The 16459-nt window shown below is 27.7% G+C and carries 15 protein-coding genes; 2 read left to right on the forward strand and 13 right to left on the reverse strand.

The features are described from left to right. Positions 1 to 164: 164 nt before the first annotated feature. The 9 genes from ERX37_RS03455 to ERX37_RS03495 form a co-directional block, all read right to left on the reverse strand. On the reverse strand, positions 165 to 1520 hold the full coding sequence (locus ERX37_RS03455; RefSeq protein ID WP_133429241.1) for a hypothetical protein: 1356 nt from the start codon (positions 1518 to 1520) through the stop codon (positions 165 to 167). A 96-nt stretch (positions 1521 to 1616) separates the two neighbouring features. Then, positions 1617 to 2210, reverse strand: coding sequence for a recombinase family protein (locus tag ERX37_RS03460; protein ID WP_133429242.1), 594 nt, complete (start codon positions 2208 to 2210; stop codon positions 1617 to 1619). Further along, positions 2207 to 2446, reverse strand: a complete 240-nt coding sequence (locus ERX37_RS03465) for a BRO-N domain-containing protein (RefSeq protein ID WP_133429243.1) — start codon at positions 2444 to 2446, stop codon at positions 2207 to 2209. Before ERX37_RS03465 ends, ERX37_RS03460 begins: the two co-directional genes overlap by 4 nt. A 152-nt stretch (positions 2447 to 2598) precedes the next feature. After that, the gene (locus ERX37_RS03470) at positions 2599 to 3492 is read right to left on the reverse strand and encodes a hypothetical protein (protein WP_133429244.1); all 894 of its coding nucleotides are present in this window, start codon (positions 3490 to 3492) and stop codon (positions 2599 to 2601) included. Positions 3493 to 3516: 24 nt separating this feature from the next. Beyond that, a complete protein-coding gene (locus ERX37_RS03475) occupies positions 3517 to 4839 on the reverse strand; it encodes a type II restriction enzyme (protein ID WP_133429245.1) in 1323 nt (440 codons plus the stop codon). Beyond that, positions 4829 to 5671, reverse strand: coding sequence for a DNA adenine methylase (locus tag ERX37_RS03480; protein ID WP_133429246.1), 843 nt, complete (start codon positions 5669 to 5671; stop codon positions 4829 to 4831). Before ERX37_RS03480 ends, ERX37_RS03475 begins: the two co-directional genes overlap by 11 nt. A gap of 100 nt (positions 5672 to 5771) precedes the next feature. Further along, positions 5772 to 6791, reverse strand: coding sequence for a tyrosine-type recombinase/integrase (locus tag ERX37_RS03485; protein ID WP_133429247.1), 1020 nt, complete (start codon positions 6789 to 6791; stop codon positions 5772 to 5774). Between the two features lie 412 nt (positions 6792 to 7203). Then, positions 7204 to 8256, reverse strand: coding sequence for a hypothetical protein (locus tag ERX37_RS03490; RefSeq protein WP_133429248.1), 1053 nt, complete (start codon positions 8254 to 8256; stop codon positions 7204 to 7206). 67 nt (positions 8257 to 8323) lie between these two features. Then, positions 8324 to 8701: a DUF2513 domain-containing protein gene (locus ERX37_RS03495; RefSeq protein ID WP_165981959.1), complete on the reverse strand. Its 378-nt coding sequence runs from the start codon at positions 8699 to 8701 to the stop codon at positions 8324 to 8326. 549 nt (positions 8702 to 9250) lie between these two features. Between ERX37_RS03495 and ERX37_RS03500 the strand changes: the two genes are divergently transcribed. Then, complete coding sequence (locus tag ERX37_RS03500) at positions 9251 to 9871, forward strand: recombinase family protein (protein ID WP_133429250.1); 621 nt, start codon at positions 9251 to 9253, stop codon at positions 9869 to 9871. Positions 9872 to 9918: 47 nt separating this feature from the next. Beyond that, complete coding sequence (locus ERX37_RS03505) at positions 9919 to 10494, forward strand: hypothetical protein (RefSeq protein ID WP_133429251.1); 576 nt, start codon at positions 9919 to 9921, stop codon at positions 10492 to 10494. 796 nt (positions 10495 to 11290) lie between these two features. On the opposite strand, the gene ERX37_RS03510 is transcribed toward ERX37_RS03505, so the two are convergent. The 4 genes from ERX37_RS03510 to ERX37_RS03525 form a co-directional block, all read right to left on the reverse strand. Further along, positions 11291 to 11845, reverse strand: a complete 555-nt coding sequence (locus tag ERX37_RS03510) for an HNH endonuclease (RefSeq protein WP_133429252.1) — start codon at positions 11843 to 11845, stop codon at positions 11291 to 11293. Between the two features lie 211 nt (positions 11846 to 12056). Next, the gene (locus tag ERX37_RS03515) at positions 12057 to 13379 is read right to left on the reverse strand and encodes a hypothetical protein (protein WP_133429253.1); all 1323 of its coding nucleotides are present in this window, start codon (positions 13377 to 13379) and stop codon (positions 12057 to 12059) included. A gap of 1595 nt (positions 13380 to 14974) precedes the next feature. Next, on the reverse strand, positions 14975 to 15208 hold the full coding sequence (locus ERX37_RS03520; RefSeq protein ID WP_133429254.1) for a hypothetical protein: 234 nt from the start codon (positions 15206 to 15208) through the stop codon (positions 14975 to 14977). A gap of 109 nt (positions 15209 to 15317) precedes the next feature. Next, the gene (locus ERX37_RS03525; protein ID WP_133429255.1) at positions 15318 to 16331 is read right to left on the reverse strand and encodes a tyrosine-type recombinase/integrase; all 1014 of its coding nucleotides are present in this window, start codon (positions 16329 to 16331) and stop codon (positions 15318 to 15320) included. Positions 16332 to 16459 lie beyond the last annotated feature (128 nt).

The following is a 16459-nucleotide window of genomic DNA, read 5'->3' on the forward strand; positions in this document are numbered from 1 at the left end:
AAAATTATACCTTACAGTAATTAATACTGTCAAAAATGATAGCATATCATTAAATGATAATGTAAACTATTCCGCCATTATTTATAAAGAAAAATAGATAAAAAAAGTAAGATAGCACACTCTTATCTATACTTATATAAATTCGTAAAATAGATGTTTTAGTCTCAGCTAATTGAAATTCTATGACGTTCTTTAATTAACTTCGTAGCCAATTTCTCTAATTCCTCTGTCATACTTGATAAATTCTTAATGTCTTTCAAATCACTTAAAAGAAAATCTTCAACATCACCAAAACCAAAACCTTTTTCTACTTTATTATCTAATACTTTTTTTCTCTTAGAAATATCCCTAGAACTACTATCATTAAAATAATTAATATAAATTTCACTAAATACTTCCCATAATTCAGAGCTAGTCATTTCCTCATAAGAGTTTAAAACTTCATTTCCTTTAACGTAATTTAAAATATCATCATTATTTTGTATGAACTTAATAGAATAAACCTTATAAATTCTTTTAAATCTTCTGGAGTCTTCGTTATTCAAACCTTTTTTGGATAATTGCTCATTAATAATATTTCTAAAATCCACATCAAACACTTTATAAGATTTACCAAACTTTTGCTCGTATTCTTTTGTGCAAGTTTCATATATTTCTTTAAAGTACTCTTCTTCTTTTTGGTTTAAAGTATAGTTTACTGTATACTCATGTCCACTATCATTTAATTTGATTAAATCTCCTTGATATTTTGAGTCTATAAAAATGATGTTATCTCTTTCTAAAATTTTTAGAGCACTATTAAAATTATTAATTAGAAATGACTTAGATTTATTAATATAAGCTTGAAATAATGATTTCTTCCTACTTTCTTTAACTTCTACTTCGATTATCTTCTTAGAGGTATCTAATTCTGATTCATCTGAAATATCTAAATCATATTCAGTATGTAAGTATTTGTATGTTTTATTAAAATAGCCTTCTTCTGAAAGCTCATCTAAAAGTATGCTATTGCCATTTTCATTTACTGCATTTGAATCAATAAATGAGTAATAGTCTCTATTAAATGAAGCGGGCATCAAGCCGAAAGTTTCTAACCACCTAGTTTTTGTTTGATATACATTAGGAATTTCTTTCTTGGATATATTATTTAATATTATGTACATAAATAAATAAGAAGCTTTTCCTAGATCTTTACGCTTATTAATACGTTCAATCGGTTGTCCATCTTGATTATATAACTTTCCAAACCTAATTTGTTTTGCCCTTTTATCGTTTGGATTCGGTTCTTTCGTTACTGTATCGAAAAATTGTTCAGCTGTTTTAATCAATTGATTTACATGAGCACCGCCTAATTTTTCATTAGGATTCATATTGTATTTTTCTGGGTCAAATATTCTATATAATTCTCTATATGAAATTGCATTATTTTCAAGTGATATAATATCTACTTTACTTATCTGAACTTTTCTCGATTTGCCTTTTTTCCCACTATTCAATTTGATTTCATAAAAATTATCCATTCGATATCTCCTAATTATTTAATTTTAGCGTAAAGACCTTTATATAATATTTTATTAAAATACCTTAATATAACATTCTTTACGCCATTCTTTATATTATCTTACTTTTTTTAATTCATAATAAAAAGTACTTCTTTTAACACCAGTCATTTTTAAAATATCACTTACAGAAAGTTTATTTTCTTCCCTCTTATTATATAATTCAATTGCTTTATTTATCTCTTTTATTGTTGAAGATCCTTTCCGTCCCATATGTTTACCTTGTTGTTTTGCTCTTTCTCTACCTTCAGTAGTACGCTCAACTATTAAATCTCTTTCAAATTGAGCAAATGAACCTAAAATATTAAACATAAGAGTATTCATTGAATTATTATTACCAGCTTCAAAAGTTAAATTGTCTTTTATAAATTTAATAGAAATATTGTTATTATTAAGTTCCTTCACAATTTTATTTAAGTCCATTATAGATCTTGCAAGTCTATCTATCTTAGTACATAAGATTAGGTCACCGCTTCTTGCATATTGAATCATGTTATTTAATTCGGTTCTTTGCGCAGTACTTGTACCTGTAACTTTTTCTTTATATATATTCTTATAGTCAACACCATTTTCCATTAATATTTGAATTTGCTTATCTAATGAGTCATTCTGATTGTTACTAGTGCTTACTCTCGCATAACCAATAATCATAAATAACCACCTTTTAAAATAGTTTTAACTTCTTTTTTAAACTGTTTAGCAATCGGTTTACGTGATTGCATTAATACTTCATATAAACCATCTTCAGTAAGAAACCATTGTTTATATGTACTTCCATCCACTCTATACATTGTATATAGTGCCTTTTCATCTTCATCAATAACATTTAACATTTGTGATACGTTTGAATTTTCAATCCATTCAGCTACATCTTTTGCTAAAAACATCGGTTCTTCAAATGTGCCATAAATTTTAAATAGCAATGTCTAGAATATTTAAACTTTTATACATTTAATTATAGAATAAGTTTTAGACAATAACAATAATAAAATAGGCTCTTATTTGAGCCTTTAACCTGTATGTCTAAAACTATATATATTTAGACATATTGTTGTGAATTATAGTATTTTAATAAACTATGTATTGTCACCTTCTTTTCAATAAACATATAAATAATTTTTTCTTCATTCAATAATATTGAATAATATAAACTTTGTAATTCTTTCTCATCTTCAATTAACTTTTCAATCTGTATATGATATTTATATAATCTTATGAATTTATTAGTAAGTTTAGAATTTTCATAATTCAAGAATTGATAACTAATAGATTGTTCAACTTCATTCATATCAATAATATTTTCGCTTTTAACTTTATCAAATTGTTCTATATAAAGACTTGGGTTATCTTTAATATTCTTTCTGAAAAAATTAATTACTTCTTCACGTGTATCAATTCCTGGAGTATGTGTTTTAAGAATAGATTCCAACTCTTTAAAAGATTGTTTAGGGGCTCCAAATATAAAGCCCCACTCATAAAGATGAATAATTCTCTGTTTACCATCATCATCATCAAGAAGGCAGATAGTATTTATTATTTCATCTAAATATTCTAAAAGCAAAGTTTTAGTATATGTTGATAATATATCATTATCCGAAACCAGATTATTCAGTATCTGTTCCTTAAGACGTTGTAATTCAAAAAATTTCGTTTGAATTATATTTTTATTTAATTGACTATTACTCTCTTTTAACTCATTTTTTTGTTCATTTTGAACTTTTCTAGCTTCAATCATTTCATAACGTTGTAAATTTAAATCTTTATTTTGCATTAGAGCAGTTAATATAAGCATTAGAAAAGCTAAAGCAGAAACAAGACTCTCATCAAAAATCGCATTTTTATCGCCAATTATAATCCCCTTATAGTCTGAATATAATAGCACTATACTTAATAATATTATTATTTTTATGAACCAGCTATATATATTGTTCACTTTACCACCCTCTAAACATGGGAATTATAACTCTGTCAATGCTATCATCCATTTTAACCAAGCGATAACACTTTGTGCTCTTCTATTTTTACTTTTCTCCACTGCATTACAAGTATCAATGATACCTTCAATTTTATTAATACTAGGTAAAGTTGCATTTTTTAGTATTTCTTCAAAAGCCATTCTAAATACTCTGTGCTCGAATATAAGTTCAATTATTTTGAGTTGTCTTTCCTTATATGGCAATCTATATATTTGTTTCCCTAAACTTGTAAGGTATATATACCTTTTTTTATCAGTTGGGTCAATTTTTTTAGTGAACAAACCAAGATACTTTCCAGCATTAAAATAATATCCAGATTGTCTTTTTGCAATACTCATTTTTGATGCAATTTCATTTTCATTATATCTTCCATCTTTATATAAGGATTCTAGAAGTGAAATAATTCTATCCATTGAGTCCGCTTGTACAAAAGGTGCCACCCGTTCATTTATATCATCTGAATACTTCTCTTTAGTCGAATTATATACATCTATAATCTCATTTAAGCTTATTTCTATATCATCAATTGTATAGATCTTATGTTTTACAAGTTTAATTGAAGAATAATTATTTTGTTCTTTAAATTCGTATTCAAATAGTCTAAAAATCATATTCGTATATACCATAAATACAGTACGAATAGGTTTATTAACTTTTGCAGACCATAATCTGTAAGGATAATAAAGTTGTCGTACAATAAAATCATTACTTAATACGTTTTTAGCTTCAACAATTACAACTGAATCACTATTTTCAAAGCCACCGTCAATTTCCACTTGAACCCCTTTAACATCAACATTTAATTGTCCACTATTGAAAGTATCAATCTTGAAATTAAAGGCTTTAGTAAACATACGACCATTAAACGTAGCTACATTGTGAGGTGTTTCTAGAAAATCATCAAGTATTTCTAATATAGTCATAACGTTTATTGCAGTTGCTTCAGAAGAAATATTATTAATATCTATTGATTCATACTCTTCAAATGTGTTAGTCGGGACTTTTATCACCTTTTTATGGTCAATTTCAATTAAATCTGGTAGTTTTTCATAAAGTTTAAAATCACTTATGATATATTCTTTAGTACTCAAAGGTAATATACCTAATTTATTTTCTTTAAGTATTTCTGGGCGTGAATTACTCGTATCCCATTTTGTCATGTTTCTAGGCTCTTTATAGTCCTTAATCGTGCTAGCTGGAATTTTATAAAAGCCATATTTATTAATATCTTCTACAATATTATATTCATCAAGCAATAATTCCCATGCTTCACTCACACTATAATTTTTATTTTTAGATGTCATAATTATATACTAGCACCTCATTTACATCTCCTCGTAAATCAGCCTTACTATTTATAGCTCTTTTAGCCTTGATAATTTTTATATTATAACCAGAATATAAATCGTGAATAAAATCGCTATCTGAATTAGATAATAAAAATTTAACTCCTTTTGCATTTAAGTTATCACATACTTCTTTTAATTCCTTTTGATGTTCAAGATTAAAGCCGCCTTCTGTATAACCCGTGAATGAACTTGAAGTACTTATTGGAACATATGGAGGGTCAAAATAAACGAAATCACCTTTTGAAACATCTGACAAAGCTGCTTTATAATCACCATGTAATAATTTAATATTATTATTATTAAAATAATTACTAATTGCTTTAATAGTTATCTCATTAACAATGTCTGGATTTTTGTATTTTCCATAAGGCGTATTAAAAAAACCAGCTTGATTAACCCTATATAGCCCGTTATAACACGTTTTATTTAAATATATAATTCGTGAAGCTTTAATAATATTATTAAGATAACCATAACTTACTTCTCTATCCATAGATCTTATTTTATAAAAATACTCTGAATCATTATTTGCTTTATGAACTTTTAATTCATCTATTAGTTCATTTGGATGGTCTTTTATAACTTGATATACATTCATAAGTTCTTTATTAAAGTCATTAATGATTGCTTTATCTGGTTGTAAATCAAATAAAACCGCTCCTCCTCCTACAAACGGCTCAATATAAGTTCCTATATTTTTAGGTATTAATTGATTAATTTCATCAAGCAATTGCCTTTTTCCACCTACCCATTTTAAAACAGGTTTAACGAACAAATTCTTTTTCATACTTACACCTTCTTTTTATTATCAAAACTTATTATAGCATTATTACGTTCATAAAAAAATCTTAAACAGAACATTTGTTCCATCTAAGATTTATAAAAGGTTATCTTAATCTTTTGCTTCGTGCTCGTATATATTTGTTTCCATTACTCATAATTTGATTTAATGGTGAATAATTTTCTTTTTGAATTTGCATGAGATCTTCAGAAACATGTGCGTATATTTCAGTTGTTGCTAGCTTACGATGTCCTAATAACTTTTGGAGCACTCTAATATTGCCACCATTTTCAAGAAACAGCATTGAAGCGGTATGGCGAAACATATGTGGTGTTATATTAGTTGCTATATTAAATTCTCTGCAATACTTTTTTAATTGATTTCTAAAAGCTTGGTTTGTAAATCTATCACCATTTATACTCAAAAATATATATGTACTATTTAATTCCTTAGTTTCATCAATCAATTCAATTAATAAATTCTTAGTTTTATTGCTAAATGTAACATATCTACTATCATTATTTTTAGTTATAGGAAAATATATAGTTCTGTTTTCAAAATCAATATCTTGTTTTTGGATATTCAGTACTTCATCAATACGACCAAAAGTATCAAGAAACACATGAATAGCAACATACATACGAAAATCAGTATAGTACTGTTTGTCTAAACCATCTAATAACTTTTTTATTTCTTCCTTAGGTATAGTTTTTATTCTTTCATTTTGCCGTTTAAGACATTTAATAGTTTCAAACGGATTATTATCAACATACTCAAGATCTTTGAGAGTCTGATATATGGATTTGCATAGTTTAATATAACTATTGATTGTGCTAGCCTTTAAGCCTCTTTTAATTCCTGTTTGGTGGATTTTATCACTGTAATGAACGTGTGAATCCATTAAATATTTTACAAATTCCTTAGCTTCTTTAGGTGTTATTTCAAAAGGATTAATCCTATTAGAAAAATAATCATTTAAAGCTGTAAAGACTTTATTGTAATTCATGATAGTGTTTCTAGATAAATTTTGTAATTCCTTTTCATCAATTACTATTCTTTTGATTTTTTCAAACTCACCATATTTAATATTTTTTCTTTCTCTTCTACTATTTACTCTTTGATTCATAAAAAAACCTCACTATCTACATTTTATTGTAAACAGTAAGGTTATATTTGATATCTTCACTATTTCTCATCTTTCAACTATCAAGAAGTTGCTATCTCTATGAAAGAATATAATGGAATTATTATAGTATGAAGTTTTATAAAGTTTGCATATAACTTCTTTCAACTACGATAAGTCCTATAATGAAGCGGTTCTACACTCTCTTAATTTCTTCCATTACGAATGCTTCGAAGATATCGCCTTCTTTAATATCATTGAATTTCTCAATGGTGATACCACATTCATAACCGCTTCAAGCACTGATATATCAACATTCCTCAATGTCTATTTAATTAAATAGTAGCTTATACTCATGAAAGAAGTCAATCTTATACTCATTAAAGAAAAAAGGAATTTAGACAACAAATATACGCTATAGTTCTAAATACGAACTTATAATAGAAGAAAGTCTTTCGATTTTATTATCTAAAAGAATTAAATATTCCTGATCCTTTACATGGAAACATGATTGAATTAGACCATTAAAAAGTCTATTTTCATTAATATCATTCATATTAATATAAGAAATCGAGTTATGAGTCAAACTATAATGAGCCATGCAATTCCTAAAGTCCTTATTGAAAACCTCTTTTTTTTCAACTTCTGTTTCAATTTTAAAAAAAGGCTCTAATTGTTTAAGGTGTCTCTTCTTATTAATAAACTTTAAAAGACTATAGTTTACATAGTAAGTTGTAAGATATTTAAGTCTCAATAAAAGCTCAGAATTGTTATTTACAAACTTGGGCAATTCATAATTAATATAGTTTAAGTATGACAACAGATGAAGAAATAATATACTTTCCTCTACTACAAACTCTGATACTGTCGTAAACTTGTGGTTCTGAGTATTAATATCAAAATAACGCCAGTTGTTACTCATTACAGGAAGTTCATTAAAAGCTTCTAGCACAGGATAAGAATTATTGATACGAAGAATTAAAGCTGCATTTATTTCTCCTATATATTTTCCGTATTCATGCATTTCTTTAGACATTAACAAGTATGTTATCTTATCACCTTTAAGAAAGTAACTAAGTAGAATATGTGAATTGGCGACAACTTTTGATTGATTATTGAAAAAAATACCCATATTGTTGTAATCAGTCTTTCTTCTCCATTTGAAAACCGATTTAGAAAAATATTGATGTGTTATTTCATCACTTCTTCTAATACTTTTTATACTTTTTTCATAAGAATCATTAAATAGTTTAACAATTTGTCTAACTTCTCTTAAATTAATATTTGAATTATTGTTGATATTCTTAATTTCATCATCATTATAGTAATTTTCTAAGTATAAAGATGACTCATATAATAATAAACTTGCATAAGGTAAAAACATTAAATTTGCAGGCGATTCTATTTTTAATAACCTTAGAACTGTTAAACAATCTCTATAAATCATTTCTAATTCATAAGTGTCCATAAATTTCTCCTTTTAAAATAAATGATATATAGAATCCCCTATAGACTTTTAGATATTAACTTCTAATTTATAAGCCTAATTGACTTTCAACTAACTTAGCAGCGACAGAAGAAATGATATTTATAGGGACACTTTTTAATTTACTTGTCTCTTCTTTTGCTTCTCTCCAAACTTTATCATCTCTTATTGTATCAAGAAACTTATGACCTTCCCAAGTTAAATTCCCAATTTGATAAAACATAATAATTCCATCCCCATAGCTAGCTTTGAAATCAATATAGTTAGCTTCTTTCAACTTTTGAAAAGTATAAACTACTTCTTCTAAAGTATATCTGGTAAAAATTTCATGTTCTTTAAAGTTAAAGCTAGTTAATGGTTCTGAAATAGCTTTTTCCTCTTCTACAATAAGAAGCAGCTCTCTAACTAAATCTTGATTTAACTTCATCACTTCATCCCCTTTTATCATTATTTAACTAACATCATAAACAGAACAAACGTTCGTCAAGCGGTATAGCTTATTCTTATAATAACTATAATGATAGAACTATCACTACTTTACAAGATCCTGTAAAATTAAGTAATTATTATAATTATAGTTTTACTAATAGTGAAGAATATTTCGTAGTGCAAATAAATGATGTAACATCGAAACAAATATTTTATGGTTACGCTAATCGTAAAAATTTTGAAAATATGATGAGTACTCTAGGAACTGGAAATGATTTGTATGGAACTTTTGTACTCTTTCAAGACGGAGAAGGAATGGATAACGGAGAAGAAACTATGGGTACTATAATTTCAATGCATATAAAATCAGTCGATTAATACAATAGTCATCATAATAATGATGGCTTTTTTTATTTATTTTTTTATTGTTCAGTCCTGCATACTTAGAGTACATTTCAAAAACACACTACTAATCAGCGTAGTTATAGCTTTACTTGTGTATACTTAGGGTGTATACTTAAAATATATCAGATGTGAGGTGTTCAAAATGAAAATCGGATATGTTCGAGTTAGCACTCAAGAACAGAATTTAGCAATGCAGATTGAATATTTAAAATCTAAGGGAGTGAATGAAAAGCTAATATTTTCTGATAAGTGCAGCGGTACTGTTAAAGCTGAAGAACGGCCGGGCTTTAAAGAGATGTTATCTAAATTGCGTGCTGAAGATGAAATCTATGTTTTCAAATTAGACAGATTAAGTCGTGAAGCTAAATCACTGAAAGAAATTCTTAGAGATTTTAATAATAAAGATATTCATGTATTTTCGAGTGACATTCCAGAACTCGAACAGATACCCGAAACCATGCGAAATCTTGTAACTGATATAGTTGTTAGTATTCTTTCGTTCACGGCCGAAACAGAAAGGCAATTCATTAAAGAACGTCAGCGTGCAGGAATTATTGAAGCTAAAAAGAATAATGTGTACAAGGGTAAAGAGATACAGTATTCTGCTACTGCTCGTGATCCGCAAAAAAGAATTGTATTCAATAACATAATCAAACAGTTAAATGACGGTGTAGCTATCTCAAAAATAGCTAAAGATAACGGACTGACAAGAAGAACTATTTACGCAATCAAAGAACGTTCTAGCGATTTACTTAATCAATAGCACTACTGAAAAGCAAAAATAAAATTAAATTAAAGGGGGTAATCGAAGTGAATTTTAGAGATTATAGAAATGAAGTCATGAATAACTTGTCAAAAGAAGTAGCTGAATCTAAATTCTTAACTCATAACAGAAAAATAAAATCCATAGAACTTGCGAGTAGAATCATTAGTAGAGAAATTTCTAACTGTCTATCTAATACTTTAGGGCAAACGCATGAAGAAGATATAGAATTTAATGAGAATGAAGTCGGGTACTATCTTGAATTTGAAAACATGACAAAAAATAAGATAATAGGCGGTAATGGTTATACTGGTTATCAGTATGAAGATTATGATATGAGCATTAAAGCAGAAATTAGAAATAAAATAAGTGAATATTTAATGCCCGTTTATAAACACTATGAGAAGTTAGAACTCGATGAAGAATATAATGAAGTTGAATCTGATTTTATATCTGAACTTGAAGAATCATTAGAACTATTTAAAACAGATGACATAAAAGTATATAAGCATAGTTCAAAAGACATTGAATTATATTTCATCAAAGAAGAGAACGATCAACTTAAGAAAGAATTAGATATAGCATATAAACTTCTTGAAGAAATAAAGCTGAATAATAACTAAATAGCTGTCCCGACCGTCTATAACGTTATATAGGCGGTTTTATTATACTTTAATAGTCGCTCAATCCGATTCTAAGCACGTTTTGTCTAGCTTCATGAGTGGATTATGCGTAAAGTGTGCTGTGTGCAAAGAATACAACCTTTCTATATGAATAATTCATTTTAACACACTGCCTATTTTAGAGAAGAAAACTGTTTTACTGTGTCACTAAAATATAATAATCTCTGAAAGCTATATATAGCAATAAGTTAATAATTTAGGTTATAAGTCAAGATTCTAAATATATTTTTTTATGGATATAATCGATTGAAATGGCGAACAAACGTGCTATAGTATTAGATGTAATAAAACGTTGTAGTACGTTTGTTATGCTTTAATAGTTATACACGTATAGAGTTTTGCTGATTTTCCACTCAAATTTTTTAGGTGGAAAGTTGGTGATAATATTTGAATGTGAATATTACTTTTGAAGTCGATATAGAGACGATTCTGTTGCTTGTTACTTCAGGAAAAATATATTTTGATTCAAAATTCAATAAAAAACAGAAATAGCCGAACTACTTGGCGGAGTAGTCGACTACGTGGTTAATAACGTTTCTCTATACGTTATAGCTTTGATTATAACCGTTACTAAAATTAGTGACGGTTTTTGTATTGCGTTTTTATTTTAGCATAAATGAAAGTAAAATATCTAAACAAAAACATAAAATCAGATTAATTATATTGACTTATGACAATTTATAAAACAAAAAAATCCCTCCTACAAATTAATGTAAGAGGGATATGATAAATTTAGTTAATGCTTTTCTTGATTCTTAAACTTAATCGTAACTGAATCAATGTTATCACTATATGTATTGTCTGTTATTGTTTTAACTAAATCAGCTATCTGATTGCTTTTAATATCTTGCTGAATTTGTTTTAAGTCAGTGATACTATACGCTTTATCATCATTTAGTTGATTAGTTACACGCTGATGAAATATATTTTCTTGAGCCGTACAGACTTCTAAATTACTTATGTGATTATTTTGACGATTTTTATCAATGTGATTAATCTGTAAATGCGGTTGAAAGGCAGGATCAAATGCTTCACTAACTAATCTATGTTCAAACTCATATACACCATTGATTAAATACTTTAAGTAACCTTTATCATGCAATTGCGGCTTCATTTTAGTAATACTCTTGCTTGAAACACTGTATAATACTGCACTTCTACTAATGTAATAATCTTTACGCTTACTCTGTCTAATTAATCGAATAAAGTCAGCTTCTAATAATATTTCAAACTCTACTCTTAATTCTGTTTGTTCCTTACGTTTTAAATCTGTACTTTGTAAATTGTTCATAGTGTATTAACCTCATTATAATCATGTATTTCTCTCCTTTTTAATCCGTTTATTTTTAGTCGTATGGCAAGTAATGGGCAACTTCTGTTAATTCTTGATGTCTTTATATATGTAAACGTCTGATCTAGAAGATAATCAGAACGGGATTTTGGTTAGTATTGCTATGTATGTGGTGTTGTAAAGCTTTGCATTATGTAAATATTTTTATTTATTAAATTTCGTAATTCATCCATTTGTATAATAAATTTCTCATCCTACTGCTTGGAATATAACAATTCATTACTTCCCCGTTTCTAATACAACCCCTAAATAGAAATTGAACAAGATCAGATACGGCTAGTAAATTTTCATTAACTTCAATTCCTCTAACTTCAAAGAAACCTTTTTCCATCGGATTCATAAAGCGATTATAAACATATGCGGTAGCTGTACAATGTGAATAATTGTTGGTTGCCCTTATATTCAATGATATAAAATTATCTTTTGTTCTATCATCTTTCTTATTAAATTTTGTTTTAGCATTTTTAAGTATAGAAGCATACTGTTTCTTTGTAGTCCAAAAGATATTTTCATTCTTAGTTGGTACTTGTGTTCGAAAATAATTATATAAATTCTTATTCAATCTTTTTGTATTACATTCTTGAGCTTTATTAAACCACGTGGTAGACAAATAAAAATCAGTATTTACATTAAGTCTAAAATCATCGTAATTACTATTTAAAGTACTCTTCCTTCCAGTCTCATGCTGATAATCTTCATAAATATTTAGCAGCTTAGCTACTTCTTCTCTTTTATCTGCTTTACTGTCATAGTTTATTAAATGATATTTATTATTTTCATATTTAACTGAATACTTTTCATATTCAACTTCATGCAAATCATAATAATACTTTTGTATCTGTCCATCGAAAAGGTATGTAAGAATATAGACTTCCTCAAAGCTAGTAAATGCTTTAACATTCATAGTCCAGAACATTGCTTGTTCATTATAAATATACAAATTATCTGTATCTGCTAAGTCTCGTAGATAATCGAAACTATTATTTAAATTCTTATTATACTCATCGTCTATCCAACGCACTTTTCCTTTTTCTTCTATTGATATTGCATTTAATTTCAAAAGGTAGTTTATATCATTGGAAGTTGTTATTAATTGTTCAAGAACATTGGCTACCTCATCCATGATAAGTGTGTAACCTTCATTTCTTATATCATCTAAAGTTTCTTCATCTAACATTGAAAATAAAACGTGTGTCATTACTATTGATTCACCGTTTTCAATAAGAAACTTTAAATGTTCTAATTTCGAACCTCTGTATTTCACATTCGGCTCACTAAAGATAGCTTTAGTATCATTAATCACCCTTGTTACTTCATCTAAAAAGGGCGTAACGTAGATATACTTCTTGTTACTTCTATATAAAATCCCTGTTTCTAATCCAATAGACTTAACTTTAGTATTCTCATTCATCATTTGAATGGCATAGCTAGTTTTACCAGCCCCACATATTGCATCAATTACCTTAATTTTCACCAATATAATTCCTCCGTATGTTTTATCATAAAATTTTATAAAAAGTGTGCAAAAACTAAAATATTAACACGTATTTTCTAGTGCTTTTTGAGGGTGTCCCTTATAGAAGAGTATTAAATTTGTGCAAAAACTATTGTGGAGATTGTTCGTCACAAACAAAGACCGTTTGTTCCTCGTTACTACATGAATTCCGCAAGCTACATTCATTCCGTAAACAAGAGTCATAGTATCTCTGATTTGATGAACAACAAAGCGTTCTTTGCTTTGCTTGTGAATCAATAAGGAATGAGCGTTCTTTGCTCATGACGAATGGTCTCTTAAGTGAACCAAATAGAAAATTTATAACTTATGTATGTAGCTGTTTGCCTAATTAAATCTCTTAGTGAAGATGTAAGATGGCAGATGAGCCTTACAGTCAAATTAGAGAACATTTGTTCTGTACTTTGCTGTATCAATATCATAACAACATTTTTAAAATATTACAACATTTTTTTGTTGACAAATTTATTTTGTTATGTTAATTAAATTCGATTTTCTACTAGGATTTCTAGCATAAAAATGACTTCAAACAATGAAGAAAAAATTTTTTTGTTATATAGTTTAAATTAAATGTTAACTTTTATGTATCAAAAATCTGAATATGGCATAGGCTCGCTAATCAGTCTACATGAATTACTCAAAAGGACGATTTCTTAAATCATAAACCCACCTCCCTCTCTATAAATAGTTGTATAGGCTAAAAGGATCAGAATGTTTTACATAGAAGTAATTAAGAAGAGTACAGGGGGCATAGTACAATTAGATTCACTATTAGAAAGTCAATTTAAAGCGTGTATATAGGCTTAAAATGGCTATTTGATGGCGTTTGGGGGACATTTAACTGTTACCTCTAGCAATCAGATTTCCCTAAGATATGTGGGTTAAAAAGAAGCGGTCTGCTGTCAAACTAAAAGTTTTAAATTTCATTTTGAATAGTTGCAATGTCACATTAACATGTATATACTAGTGTTAATTTGGAAATTAAAGGGAATATTTTCGTTAATCGGCATTTTATCCCACTCAGAAAAGCATGGTTTTACAGGTGTTTTAGGAGATACAAAACGAGGAAATTTCTAAAATTTTTTATTTTTTTATGGTGGCTAATCTTCATTAAACTGTCTAAATATCTCCGATTTATCCTTATAATTCCTTTTTTCTCATCTTTTATAAAAAGGATCAGCAAAGTATCAAATATCAGATATCAAAAATCCCCTAAATACAAGGGTAAATCGACCACTTAAAATGGCAATAATAAAAGTTGAATTTTATCGCTATATCTATGCCCTGTATGAGTTTTATTACGCTGTATTCAAGCTGTATAGAGACAGTATGACTTATACTATTGCTTGCTACTGTCGTGTCTCTGAGAACGTTTAAATGCTTAATACAGTTGCGTGATGATTATTCTAATTAGAATCAATTCTAAGTCCGATTAGCACATAATAAACAATAGATACAGTCCATTAAATGAATCAGCGGTACTTTACTGTTATTAATTGAAGTTAGTCTGTTTTCTCTATAATGCTATTGAATTACAGACTAAATAAGACGTGCTGTTATTCAGTATCATATTCATTTATATATGCTTCTGCTTTACTCGTCAGCTTAAACTTACGCAACGCTCCATCTTTGAAGAATATCATCTTATCATCTGATTCTTTTGTTATATATCTATCTGATAGAAGTAAATGAAGAACTTTATTAGTCCTTAAATCTTTCAGTCCAAAATCTTTCGGGTTTCGATTATCTCTAATACATTTCAATACGATTAGTTTATTATCTGCTGTCATCTTACATCTCCTAAATGATTCTCATTTAATTTTATAATAAATGGAAATATAAATTAATACTACTAATAATAAACAAGCTACTCACTGAATATAGTGAATAGCTTTTATATTATTTAAATCGCTTGCTTCGTGGTCGTTGATATTTCTTATTATCATTTAATTGTTCTATTGTGCTGTAATTCTCTTTTTGCATTCTAATAAGATCATCAGAAACATGTGCATATATTTCAGTAGTCGCTAGCTTACGATGTCCTAATATCTTTTGAAGCACTCTAATATTTCCACCACTTTCAAGAAATAACATAGAAGCGGTATGACGGAACATATGCGGTGTTATATGAGTTGTTATTTTAAACTCTCTACAATACTTCTTTAATGAATTTCTAAAGGCTTCCTCTTGCCATCTATTCCCGTTCACATCTACAAATAGGTATTCTGAATTCATTTCTCTACATTCATCTGTAAAGTTAATGATTAATTGTTTGGTTTGTTTGCTAAAAGGCACATATCTAAAATCATTATTCTTAGTTATAGGAAAAAATATTGTTCTATTATCAAAATCAATATCACTTATTTTAATATTTAATACTTCCCCTATCCTACCAAAAGTATCAAGTAATACATTAATAGCTACGTACATTCTATAATCGGTAAAGTATTGAGTATCAAAACTATTTAAAAGTTTAGTTAAATCTTCTTTGGGAATAACTTTAATTCTTTCATTCTGACGTTTAACACATCTAATGTTACTAAAAGGGTTAGTATCAATATAATTCAATTCATATAACGTTTGATAGAATGTTTTACATAACTTTATATAGGTGTTAATAGTTGATGCTTTTAATCCTCTTACTTCCCCAGTATTTCTTAATTTATCACGATAATGTACTTTATCATTTATCAAATATCTCACAAATTCTTTAGCATCTTGTTCTGTTAAATCGAATGGACTAACTTTATCATTAAAGTAATCATTAAGGGCATTGAATACTCTACCATAGTTCTTAATAGTATTCATGCTTAAGTTTAATAGCTGCTTTTCATTTACTACAATCTCCTTAAACTTTTCAAAATCATTGTTTAACTCAACTTCCCTATTTCTTCTTGTTTTAATTCTGGACATAATAAACCCCCAACATTTAATTTAATAAACATTGAGGGTTAATATATCAGTTTTGAAGTTTACCATTTCAACTTTCTTTCGTAACTTAAGGACTTGTGATTCCTAAAACATTGAAAGTAGCTAAAATA

It is taken from the genome of Macrococcus hajekii (genome assembly GCF_004359505.1).
Taxonomy (GTDB): domain Bacteria; phylum Bacillota; class Bacilli; order Staphylococcales; family Staphylococcaceae; genus Macrococcus; species Macrococcus hajekii.

What these genes read in the sequence shown, in the direction of transcription:
- ERX37_RS03485 (WP_133429247.1), bottom strand. Translation starts at nt 6,791, where the DNA reads ATGAATCAAAGAGTAAATAGTAGAAGAGAAAGAAAAAATATTAAATAT.
- ERX37_RS03510 (WP_133429252.1), bottom strand. Translation starts at nt 11,845, where the DNA reads ATGAACAATTTACAAAGTACAGATTTAAAACGTAAGGAACAAACAGAA.
- ERX37_RS03465 (WP_133429243.1), bottom strand. Translation starts at nt 2,446, where the DNA reads ATGTTTTTAGCAAAAGATGTAGCTGAATGGATTGAAAATTCAAACGTA.
- ERX37_RS03460 (WP_133429242.1), bottom strand. Translation starts at nt 2,210, where the DNA reads ATGATTATTGGTTATGCGAGAGTAAGCACTAGTAACAATCAGAATGAC.
- ERX37_RS03525 (WP_133429255.1), bottom strand. Translation starts at nt 16,331, where the DNA reads ATGTCCAGAATTAAAACAAGAAGAAATAGGGAAGTTGAGTTAAACAAT.
- ERX37_RS03475 (WP_133429245.1), bottom strand. Translation starts at nt 4,839, where the DNA reads ATGACATCTAAAAATAAAAATTATAGTGTGAGTGAAGCATGGGAATTA.
- ERX37_RS03480 (WP_133429246.1), bottom strand. Translation starts at nt 5,671, where the DNA reads ATGAAAAAGAATTTGTTCGTTAAACCTGTTTTAAAATGGGTAGGTGGA.
- ERX37_RS03490 (WP_133429248.1), bottom strand. Translation starts at nt 8,256, where the DNA reads ATGGACACTTATGAATTAGAAATGATTTATAGAGATTGTTTAACAGTT.
- ERX37_RS03455 (WP_133429241.1), bottom strand. Translation starts at nt 1,520, where the DNA reads ATGGATAATTTTTATGAAATCAAATTGAATAGTGGGAAAAAAGGCAAA.
- ERX37_RS03500 (WP_133429250.1), top strand. Translation starts at nt 9,251, where the DNA reads ATGAAAATCGGATATGTTCGAGTTAGCACTCAAGAACAGAATTTAGCA.
- ERX37_RS03495 (WP_165981959.1), bottom strand. Translation starts at nt 8,701, where the DNA reads ATGAAGTTAAATCAAGATTTAGTTAGAGAGCTGCTTCTTATTGTAGAA.
- ERX37_RS03520 (WP_133429254.1), bottom strand. Translation starts at nt 15,208, where the DNA reads ATGACAGCAGATAATAAACTAATCGTATTGAAATGTATTAGAGATAAT.